An 826-nucleotide genomic window follows, 5' to 3' on the forward strand; every position below is an offset into this window, starting at 1 on the left:
TAGGGTCAGGACTCGTTCTTGCTTCATAGCCAGAACATGACAGTTGCAGCGAGAGCGACGGCGGAGAGGAAGACCTTGTGGCACCTGTCGTATCGGGTAGCAACACGTCGCCAGTCCTTCAGTCGCCCGAACATAATCTCAATGCGGTTGCGGCGTTTGTAGCGGCGCTTGTCGTGCTTCACGGGCCTGCCACGCGACTTCCGGCCCGGGATGCATGGCTTTATGCCTTTGTCTTTCAACGCTTCTCTGAACCAGTCGGCGTCATAGCCTCGATCAGCCAGCAACCACTCCGCCTTCGGCAAGCCGCCCAGCAGGGCCGCAGCACCGGTATAGTCGCTGACCTGGCCTGCGGTCATGAAGAAGCGGAGCGGTCGCCCATCGGCATCGGCGACGGCATGCAGCTTGGTGTTCATGCCGCCTTTCGTTCGGCCGATCAGACGGCCTCGCTGGTCGCCGGGCCCCCCTTTTTCGAACGCAGGCTGGTCGCCGTGCGGTGCGCCTTCAGGTAGGTCGCGTCGATCATCACCGTCTTCGGAACAGCGGCCTCGGCGGCCAACCCATCCATCATCCGGGCGAAGACCCCTTTGTCACTCCACCGCTTCCAGCGGTTGTAGAGGGTCTTAGGAGGGCCATACTCCTTCGGCGCATCGCGCCATCGCAACCCGTTGCGATTGATGAAGATTATCCCGCTCAACACGCGCCGGTCATCCACGCGCGGCTTGCCGTGGCTCTTGGGAAAGAAAGGCTGCAGCCGCGCCATCTGCGCCTCCGTCAGCCAGAAAAGGTTGCTCATCGCTCAGTCTCCTTACGGAGGCTGAATCACGCC

Annotated in this window: 1 protein-coding gene; it reads right to left on the reverse strand. The window is 61.9% G+C overall.

Annotated elements, in window-relative coordinates; translation table 11 throughout:
* Window positions 1–23: 23 nt before the first annotated feature.
* Window positions 24–793, reverse strand: a protein-coding gene (locus AC2EAL_RS21770) for an IS5 family transposase (protein WP_484726329.1) whose coding sequence is annotated in 2 segments (ribosomal slippage) — window positions 24–457 and window positions 457–793 — 771 coding nt in all. Because the reading frame shifts where the segments join, the coding sequence is not laid out codon by codon here.
* Window positions 794–826 lie beyond the last annotated feature (33 nt).

The organism is Tabrizicola sp. T74 (assembly GCF_057219935.1).